At 46.4% G+C, this 9,735-nt stretch carries 6 protein-coding genes; 5 read left to right on the top strand and 1 reads right to left on the bottom strand.

Annotated elements, in window-relative coordinates; genetic code table 11:
• Positions 1 to 154: 154 nt before the first annotated feature.
• Positions 155 to 1,258 (top strand): 4-phosphoerythronate dehydrogenase PdxB, encoded by a 1,104-nt coding sequence (pdxB, locus tag HMPREF1536_RS08030; RefSeq protein ID WP_028726524.1) that lies wholly within the window; start codon positions 155 to 157, stop codon positions 1,256 to 1,258.
• 52 nt (positions 1,259 to 1,310) lie between these two features.
• Positions 1,311 to 2,510, top strand: coding sequence for an MFS transporter (locus HMPREF1536_RS08035; RefSeq protein ID WP_028726525.1), 1,200 nt, complete (start codon positions 1,311 to 1,313; stop codon positions 2,508 to 2,510).
• A 26-nt stretch (positions 2,511 to 2,536) separates the two neighbouring features.
• Here HMPREF1536_RS08035 and HMPREF1536_RS08040 read toward each other — a convergent pair whose 3' ends face one another.
• On the bottom strand, positions 2,537 to 3,775 hold the full coding sequence (locus HMPREF1536_RS08040) for a glycosyltransferase (RefSeq protein ID WP_028726526.1): 1,239 nt from the start codon (positions 3,773 to 3,775) through the stop codon (positions 2,537 to 2,539).
• 415 nt (positions 3,776 to 4,190) lie between these two features.
• On the opposite strand from HMPREF1536_RS08040, the gene HMPREF1536_RS08050 reads away from it, so the two are divergent.
• From HMPREF1536_RS08050 to HMPREF1536_RS08060, 3 genes are all read left to right on the top strand, one after another.
• A complete protein-coding gene (locus tag HMPREF1536_RS08050) occupies positions 4,191 to 5,369 on the top strand; it encodes a DUF4925 domain-containing protein (protein WP_028726527.1) in 1,179 nt (392 codons plus the stop codon).
• Between the two features lie 18 nt (positions 5,370 to 5,387).
• Positions 5,388 to 8,204, top strand: coding sequence for a TonB-dependent receptor (locus tag HMPREF1536_RS08055; protein WP_028726528.1), 2,817 nt, complete (start codon positions 5,388 to 5,390; stop codon positions 8,202 to 8,204).
• Positions 8,205 to 8,668: 464 nt separating this feature from the next.
• A complete protein-coding gene (locus HMPREF1536_RS08060) occupies positions 8,669 to 9,619 on the top strand; it encodes an Rpn family recombination-promoting nuclease/putative transposase (RefSeq protein ID WP_044193837.1) in 951 nt (316 codons plus the stop codon).
• Positions 9,620 to 9,735 lie beyond the last annotated feature (116 nt).

Raw genomic sequence — 9,735 nt, forward strand, 5'->3', positions numbered from 1 at the left:
CTACCAGAACTAACACCCCTACTACCCAACTTGATTCTGCAATAAATACATTAATCACCCTCATTCCTCTTCCTTATAAAAGAAAGCACTACCTTTGCACACAGATAAAACAATAGGATTTCTCTTTTATCACAGCAGTTAATACAAAGGCAAAATGAAGATAATAGCAGATAACACCATCCCTTATCTAAAGGGAATAGCAGAACCGATTGCAGAGGTTAAATACCTCAATTCAAAAGAATTCACTCCCGGAAATATTCATGATGCAGATGCGCTGATCGTTCGCAGTATAGATAAATGTACACGCGAGCTGCTGGAAGGGAGTCGGGTAAAACTGATTACCACGGCAACCATCGGTTTCGATCATATCGATACAAAATATTGCGACGAAGCCGGTATCACATGGAAAAATGCACCGGGCTGTAATGCGGTATCGGTTGCCCAATACATATTGGCATCGCTAATCACGGTAGCACTCCGCAGAAAAGAATCATTACAGGGAAAAACAATCGGGATAGTCGGTGTCGGCCATGTGGGGAAAGAGCTCGAAAAGCTCTGTACAGCTTACGGACTGCATGTTTTACGCAATGACCCGCCGCGTGCCGAAGCAGAAGGAAGCAAAGGTTTCGTTTCTTTGGATACAATCGCCCAAGAATCTGATATCTTCAGTTTCCATACGCCTCTAACCAAAGAAGGACGCTTCATGACACGTCATCTGGCTAATGAAGATTTTTTCGGTAAAACCCGGAAGAAACCCTGGTTTGTAAATGCCTCAAGAGGAGCCGTACACGATACGGGAGCACTTCTCACAGCGTTGAAATCCGGACAGATCAGCGAAGCCATTATAGACTGCTGGGAAAACGAACCGGCAATCGATCGCGAACTGCTTGACCGTGTGTCCATCGCGACTCCACACATTGCAGGTTTCTCTGCCGACGGTAAGGCAAACGGTACCCGTACCTGCCTCGAAAATATCGAACGTTTTTTCGACATAAAAATAGAGAAGCTGGGAGAAGTGATCCCGCCAGCCCCGACCGATCCGGTTATCGACCTGGACGGTGTGGCGGATCAACGTATCGAATATGCCGTTCTCAGGAGCTTCAACCCGCTTGCCATAGATCAAATACTACGGGAAACGCCGGATAAGTTTGAATGGTTCCGGGCAAATTATCAGCACCCACGGGAGTTTGCAGCTTATACAATAAAGAATGCAACTGCAGAAGAACGGAAACTTTTCGATCAGTTGGGTTTCCGGTAACTTCAGTATTTTATTTTGATACATACGGTAATTAATCCAACGACTCACAACAATGGCGAAAGACAAGTTATTATCACCCGGTTTTTGCTACATATTGACAGCAAATTTCCTGCTGTTCTTTGCTTTTTACCTGATACTTCCGATCCTGCCTTTCTACCTGCAGGAACGGTTTATGACGGATAAGTCGATGATCGGGTTTATCCTGTCCTGCTATACGATCGCCTGTCTTTGTATCCGGCCGTTCTCGGGTTATTTACTGGATACGTTTGCACGCCGGCCGTTATACCTGCTGGCTTATGGTATCTTTATGGTCATATTTGCCGGATATATGGTGGCCAGCCTGTTGAGTATATTCATTGTGCTGCGTATCCTGCATGGATTTGCTTTCGGTATGGTGACAGTTTCCGGTAATACGATCGTGATCGACATCCTCCCCTCTTCCCGACGTGGCGAAGGGCTTGGATATTACGGGATGGCAAACAACCTGGCGATGAGTTTCGGGCCGATGATCGGATTGTTTATGCACGAAAGTTTCAGTTATGAGGTGATCTTCTCCTGCTCGCTTATTTCCTGCTTCCTGGGATTCATTATGGCTTATCTGGTAAAAACACCTTACAAGCAGTCGGTCAAGAAGGAACCGATCTCGCTCGACCGTTTCTTCCTGGTGAAAGGGCTTTGGGCCGGGATTTCCTTATTATTGCTTTCCATCCCTTACGGCATGACGACTACTTATGTGGCGATGTATGCCGACGAGATCGGTATTTCCGTACATTCCGGACTTTACTTCACCTTTATGGCGATCGGGCTGGCGGTATCACGCCTGTTCTCCGGGCGACAGGTGGATAAAGGGCGTATCACGCTGGTTATCCTGTTGGGAATGTTCCTGGCATGTGCCAGCTTTTTCGCACTGGCATCACTCGAAACATTGATGAAATGGAACCCGGTATTCACCTCCTATTTATTTATCGGGATCGCCTTGTCGCAGGGAGTCGCTTTCGGAACGATGTTTCCGGCCTTCAACACCTTGTTCGTGAACCTTGCCCCCAACAGTCAGCGCGGAACGGCTACTTCCACTTACCTGACAAGCTGGGACGTAGGTATCGGTATCGGCTTGATGATTGGGGGAAGCATTGCGCAAACCTTCGGCGGGTTCAATTACGCCTATCTTTTCGGCGCCTGCCTGACAGTCTTATCGACACTTTTCTTCATGGCAAAAGGCGGGCCGCATTTTAACAGAAATAAACTGCGGTAAAAAAGACTAAATACAAGCCGGATTCATCACGCCAGAGACTCTATGTAATCACATAGTTTCTCTATACCTTTTTCGCTCTTTATCTGTTCAGCGACAGCGGCTGCATTCTTTTTATAATCCGGATTAGTGACCAGGTCGCTCATTTTTTCTTCCAACTCTTCTTCCGAAACCTTTGCGATCTTTACCCTTGCCGGGCCTAATCCCAGAACCTGCACCCGGTAAGCCCAATAAGGCTGGTCGAGCAATAAAGGAGTGATCAGTTGAGGAACTCCTGCACGTGCCACGCTATGTGTCGTTCCGCTTCCTCCGTGATGGATAACAGCATCGCAATGGGGGAAGATCAAATGATGAGGGATCGGCTTGTCCATCAGGAAAAGTTGCTCGCTTCCCTGTAACGAAGCTCCGGTCTTTGCCCAACCCGAACCGACCACCAGGCGGTATTTCTTCCGTTCACAGATACGAGCCAGCATCCCGCAGAAGCGTTCGCGGTCATTGGTCGTACAACTGCCTAGAGTGAAGAAGATAACCGGTGCCTTGTCTTTGTTTATAAACGCCATCAGTTCCTGATAGGCCTCTTCATCATACTCGAAAGTATCATTAAAGCAATAGCCACCGATATTCCAACGGAAACGTTCATCCCAAACCGGATCGGTATGTCCCAGGTATTGGCTATACAACAGGAAGTTATCACTATTCTTCGCGGCATCCTGTCCGAAGTTCTTGATAGGAGCCAAACCATATTTCGCACGGTTCCTGTTGATTGTGTCTTTCACCATATAATTGGAAACACGGTTCATCATCAGCCAAAGCAACTTAGGCGTGAAGATAGGATTGGGTTTCGGATATGGGAAAGCGGGCGGCGGCATCTTCTCCCCGGGCAGGAAAGGAGCGAAAGCCGTGCGGACAAACGGCTTTTTACAATATTCCGCAATACCGGTTGCCGCAAATTCGGTATTGGCGGCAACCAACACATCGTTTTGTTCCAGAAGCGGTACGACCTGCACGAACTGCTTGTCTATCGCATCGCGCGTCCACTCTACGATCCGTTTAAAACTTTGCTTATTCTCTGCGGCATCGGCCATCATTCCGCCTATATTGTCGAAGTCCTGCAAAACCACTTTCACAGGATATTTTTTTGCCATCTCCTCAAAGACATGGGGAAGATTCATTGTTACTTCATGGCCGCGCTCAACCAGTTCACGGGCAATAGCCAGATAGGGCAATACATCCCCCTGCGATCCTCTTGTTACTAATAATATTCTCATCCGTTCAATATTTTACATGTAGTTTTTCCACAACAATTCAGACTTCTTTGCCTTCACTGTCATCCACGAGACACTGTTCTTTCACTTCGTATCCCTCACTTACCTTTTTACTTGCCGCTTTCCGTTTAAAGAGCATGCGAACCAAAAAGGCTAAAAAACCTAATAATAGACTCATTAACATAATGAGAACAAAGAACGTACTTATAAATATATCCGTCAATCTCCATTTTTCACATTCGATATTCTATTATTAATAATATCTCATTGGCATATATTAATATACAGATAGTTATACAAGAATAAAAGGTCATTTCTTAAGAATAGAATATTGATTCCGAAAGATAGCTATTGTTTGATTTAAAGTTATGTCGGTACTTTGTAACATCATTATATTAAACAATAAAAAGAAAAGTAAATGAACAAGTATTTATTGCGCAACTTTCTTTATGCCATCTGTATGGTCGCCCTACTTACCGCCTGCGATGACAATGATGATTATGATGGACCCGAAATGAACGGAACCTATTCTAACAAGTTGAGCGCACCCGAGGGTGGCGACGCACTGATCCTGACTTACAGCGGACGAGAGTTCATCGGTAAGGATGTCGCTTTTAAAATGACTAATGACAACACAGCCAACATTACCTTACACGGTGTCTTACCGGGAGAAACTGCTACCCCGCTGGAGAATGTAGCACTCACTTCCGAGACCAACGGCTATTCTTTTGCCGGGAACGGAACCGGAACCAATGGAACGACCTTCGCCTACAAAGGGAAAGTGGAGAAGGGGAAAATGACACTGGATCTGACTGATGTGAAAATTGCAAGCAACCAGCTGACATCCAACAAGACCTGGTATCCGGTGCAAACCGCTGTCACCGAAGAGAAAGACCCGGTGCTGGGAAACTACACCTTACGTCATTATTCTTTCCATCTAGTAACCGACAACCTGATACTGGCACAGGCCGCCCCCATGCTGGAAGGTATGCTGAGCAACCTGATCACGTGGTTTATAAATAACGTCACTTTCAATCCGGACGGTAATATCACAGCCAGGTATGCCACTATGCCGGAAGGGAAAGCGATCGGCGACCTGATCAATGCAGTTCCCGACAGAAAAGACAGCGAATGGATCTCCTCTCCGATCAACCTGGCTTCTTATTATGTAAAAGACGATTCAGAGCTTTACATCGTGCCTAATATCGACATGATCCTCTACCAGATCCAACAGAACAAGACCAAGGCGGACGACGGGTTAGACATGGCACTTATCGCCGCTGTTTATCAGCAGCTCAATAAATGGAGTACGACAGGCATTAAGATGAACATCCGTAAAAACTCGGAAACGCCCACCAACAGCATGGGCAATATGATTGCCTACAAGGGAGACATTTACCTGTACCTCGACAAGGAAGAAATAGAGGCGTTCATTCCCCTGCTTTCTTTAGTAAAAGGACTTCTTCCGGAAGAAATCCTGAACGGCCCGATGGGGCCGATGATCGGTACCTTACTCGACCTATTGAGCGGAAGCCTGCAACAAACCCAGACACTCGAACTGGGTATGATGCTGACCAAAGAAAAACAGACATTATAACAAATAAAAACGATAGAAATGAAAAAGTTATATGTAATAGCATTCCTACTAACCTTTCTGGCCGGGCCTGCATTCGGGCAGATAATGAAAGGACATATTTACGATCAGGAGACAAACGAACCGCTGGCCGGTGTCAATATTACTTATAAAAGACTGAGCGGGGAAACAGACGGAACCGTCTCGAATGCCGACGGTTTTTATCAGATCAGCCTGCCGGAAGGTGGCGTCGACTTGTTGTTCAGTTATATAGGATATGAGAATGAAATGGTGCCGGTAGTGATCAACCGGAACGAAACGAAAACCCGAGATATCCGGATGCGTATCAAAGCGAATCTGCTGGGCGACGTAGTAGTCAGTGCCGGACGCTTTGAGCAGAAGCTGAGCAACGTAACCGTTTCAATGGATCTTCTGAAGGCGGAAGACATCACCAAACAGGCACCGACCGACCTGAGCGCAACGCTGAATACGATGCCGGGTGTAGATATCAACGACAAACAGCCATCTATCCGTGGCGGTAACGGCTGGACATACGGTGTCGGTTCGCGAAGCCTCGTTCTGATAGACGGGATGAGCGCCCTTACTTCCGGTACGGGTATTATCAACTGGAACATCGTCCCGCTTGAAAACATCGAACAGGTAGAGGTGATGAAAGGAGCTTCATCGGTTCTTTACGGCTCGTCGGCCTTGAATGGGGTGATCAATATCCGGACAAAACGCCCCAGCCTGACACCGGTAACCACCCTGCGTACTTATCTGGGTATTTACGGCGATCCTGATAACGAAGAATACCGTTGGAGCGACAAATCGTTCTGGAAAGAAGGTAAATATGAAGTGGAACCTTTCCTGCGTAAGAATGTATTCTCCGGTATCCGCAACCCGATATACGAAGGGATAGACTTCTCCCATGCCCGCCGTATCGGGAATTTCGACGTATCGGCCGGACTGAATATGTTTACCGACGAAGGATACAAGGAGCAGGGCTATAACAAACGTTTCCGTGCCGGTGGTAACCTGACTTATCATCAGCCTATGACGAACGGCCTGTTGGTAAACTATGGTTTCAACGTCAATTTCATGAGCGATAAATATGCCGACTTCTTCCTCTGGCGTTCACCGAAAGATGCTTATGAGCCATCGCCTATCGCCAATATGGGACGCGAAGCGAATACATTCTATATCGACCCGTTCTTTAACTTTACGAACCCGTCCAATAATACGTCACATAAGATCAAAGCCCGTTTTTATTATCGTGGCGACAACATTGCAGACGGTTCCAACAAGGGCAAGTCGATCACTGAAATTCTCGGAAATATGGGAACGGACGTCAATGCCATTACAGGGATTGTGCAGAACGTACAAAATGGCGATTACAGCATGCTCTACCCGCTCATCCAGCCGGCACTGCAAGGCGATGTGAACGGACTGGTGAACGGAGCGACCGGTATGCTGGGCCAGATCTTCCCGACAGCAACTACGGCCGATTATGCCGACCTGCTCTCGTGGGTGATGAAACGCGGTATTCCGAGCAGCACATCCGACCTGATCCCGTGGTTATCGAATGCGATCGAACCGAAATCCGATCCGGTCAGCATCGATAAGAACTATACCTATTATATAGACTACCAGTTCAATAAGAAATGGGACAACGGAACACAGATCACTGCGGGTGCCACTTACGAGCACATGCGCAGCACATCCGTCACCACCGGTAACCATGACAGCGACAATGCCGCCCTCTTCTTCCAGTACGACCAGCGTTTCTTCGACCGCCTGAGCGTATCGGCCGGTATGCGTGCCGAATACTACCGTGTAGACGACTACCTGCGTGAAGCTGATACCAAGATATTCGGTGCAAAAGTACCGGTTAAGCCAATCTTCCGTGCCGGTCTGAATTATCAGTTGGCCGATTACAGCTTTATCCGTGCCAGCTTCGGGCAAGGTTACCGCTATCCGTCTCTGACCGAGAAATATGCCCGCAAGGATATCGGCGGAGTCGGTGTATTCCCGAACAACGATGTACAGCCGGAAAAGGGAGTCAACGCTGAATTAGGTATCAAGCAAGGCTATAAACTGGGAAATCTGCAAGGCTTCTTCGATGTAGCCGGTTTCTATACCCAGTATACCGATATGATCGAGTTCCGCTTCGGATTCTTCGACCCCAATACATTTGCCTATGCCAACAGCACGAAAGAGATCCTGGGTATCCTTGCCCAAGGCCAGATGCCGGGTATCGGAGCACAGTTCTATAATGTATCGAAAGCACGCATCTACGGTGCGGAAGTAAGCACGACCGGTGCTTATAACTTCAACCCCGACACGCGCTTAACCTACAATCTGGGATATGTATTTATCGAACCGGAAGATGCCGACTATAAAGAAAAGAACGAGATCGAAGCACAATACAACGACCCGCTCCGTGCCAAAGAGAAATCAAACGACTCCAAATATCTGAAATACCGCCAGAAACATACGGTAAAAGGAGTTGTCGATTTTGAATGGAAACGTCTGAACCTCGGTCTGAACGTCACCTGGAAAAGCAAAATGCTGGCAGTGGACTATCTGATGGTAGATGAACGCGAAAAGGATCAACCGGATGTAATGGAATATATCCGCCAGTTCCTGTATGGCAATATCGGCGGAGAGACATTAAACTCTTACTGGAAAGAAAAGAACACGGATTATTGCGTGGTCGACTTGCGCGCAGGTGTGAAAATCACAAAAGATATCCTTTTCCAGTTCTCCGTAAACAACTTATTCAATAAAGAATATTGTACCCGCCCGATGCTGGTATGTGCACCGCGTACTTACGTGATGCAGTTGAATATGAGTTTCTAATTTTACTATACACATATTGAAAAGCAACTATCACACCATCACAAATCTTCTTTATACTATTATAATCAAGGGATATAAGAGTGATAGTTGCTTTTTTCAACTATCACTTAACTATCACTCATCTATCACTGTCTTGTCCTGAAATAGGATATACCCATCCTTACAACGCTACCGGACTCTGTTTTTATCCTGTTCTATCTTATCACAGTATCATATATTATGATACAACATTCTCATATATTATGACACTCAAGTATCATATATTGTGGCACTCAAGTATCATAATATATAAGAATTTTCTCTCCTGAAGAGCAAGCACTTACAGTACAGTCTGTTTCATTAATCAAAATCACTTGAGTGTTACAGGATAGTTAATATAATAGGAAAAAAGCGAACCAGTTCTGTCTGTTCATCCATTAATATATGTATCTTTGTGAATTACGTAACACATAAAACACTTAATTATGAAAAATTTAGATCCTAAAGTCATGGCAGAGAATGAAAGAAAAGAGTTGCAAGACCGGTATATCCGCTTCGATTGGGCCATCAAGCGTTTGTTGCGCCAGAAGGCCAACTTCGATGTGCTTAACGGTTTCCTGACAGTCGTGTTGCGGGAAGAGGTTCGTATCCTTGAAATCCTCGAAAGCGAAAGCAACCAGGAAAGTGCCAGCGACAAGTTCAATCGTGTAGACATCAAAGCATTGAACAGCAAAGGCGAGATCATTATCGTCGAAATCCAGAACACCCGCGAAGTGCATTATCTCGAACGTATCCTCTACGGCGTGGCCAAAGCCATCACCGAGCATATCTCGCTGGGTGAAGGTTATCAGAAGGTAAAGAAAGTCTACTCCATCAGCATTATTTACTTCGATCTCGGTGTGGGTACGGATTATTTCTACCACGGACAGAATCATTTCACCGGTGTGCATACCGGCGACCGTCTGCGTATCAACATGCGCGACCGCGATGCAGTCATCACCCGCCTGCCTGCAGAGATCTTCCCTGAATACATTCTGATCCGTGTAAACGAGTTCGATAAAGTAGCCACAACGCCTTTGGACGAATGGATCAAATACCTGAAAGACGGCACGATCCGTCCCGATACGACAACACCCGGCCTTCGTGAAGCCCGCGAGAAACTAAAGTACTACTCCATGTCCTCGCAGGAGCGGCATGCTTATGACGAGCACCTGAATGTAATCATGATCCAGAACGATGTTCTCGACACCGCCAAATGGGAAGGCCGGATCGAAGGCCTTGCCGAAGGAAAAGCGGAAGGTCTTACAGAAGGAGAGGCTAAAGGAAAGGCAGAAGCCTTACGTCAGACGGCAGTAAATATGAAACGTATGGGTATAGAGACTACCGGCATTGCAAAATGTACAGGTTTGTCGGTAGAGGAGATAGAGTCGTTATAATCTTACACCGAAAACATTCATTTATAGGAAGAACTGAAACATTTAAATCTGGCAGGAAGTGAAACAAAATCAGCCGGGGTATTATGTATTAATACAACCCGGCTGATTCAATATAT

Origin of the sequence: Parabacteroides gordonii MS-1 = DSM 23371 (assembly GCF_000969825.1) — a bacterium.
GTDB classification, from domain to species: Bacteria; Bacteroidota; Bacteroidia; order Bacteroidales; family Tannerellaceae; genus Parabacteroides; species Parabacteroides gordonii.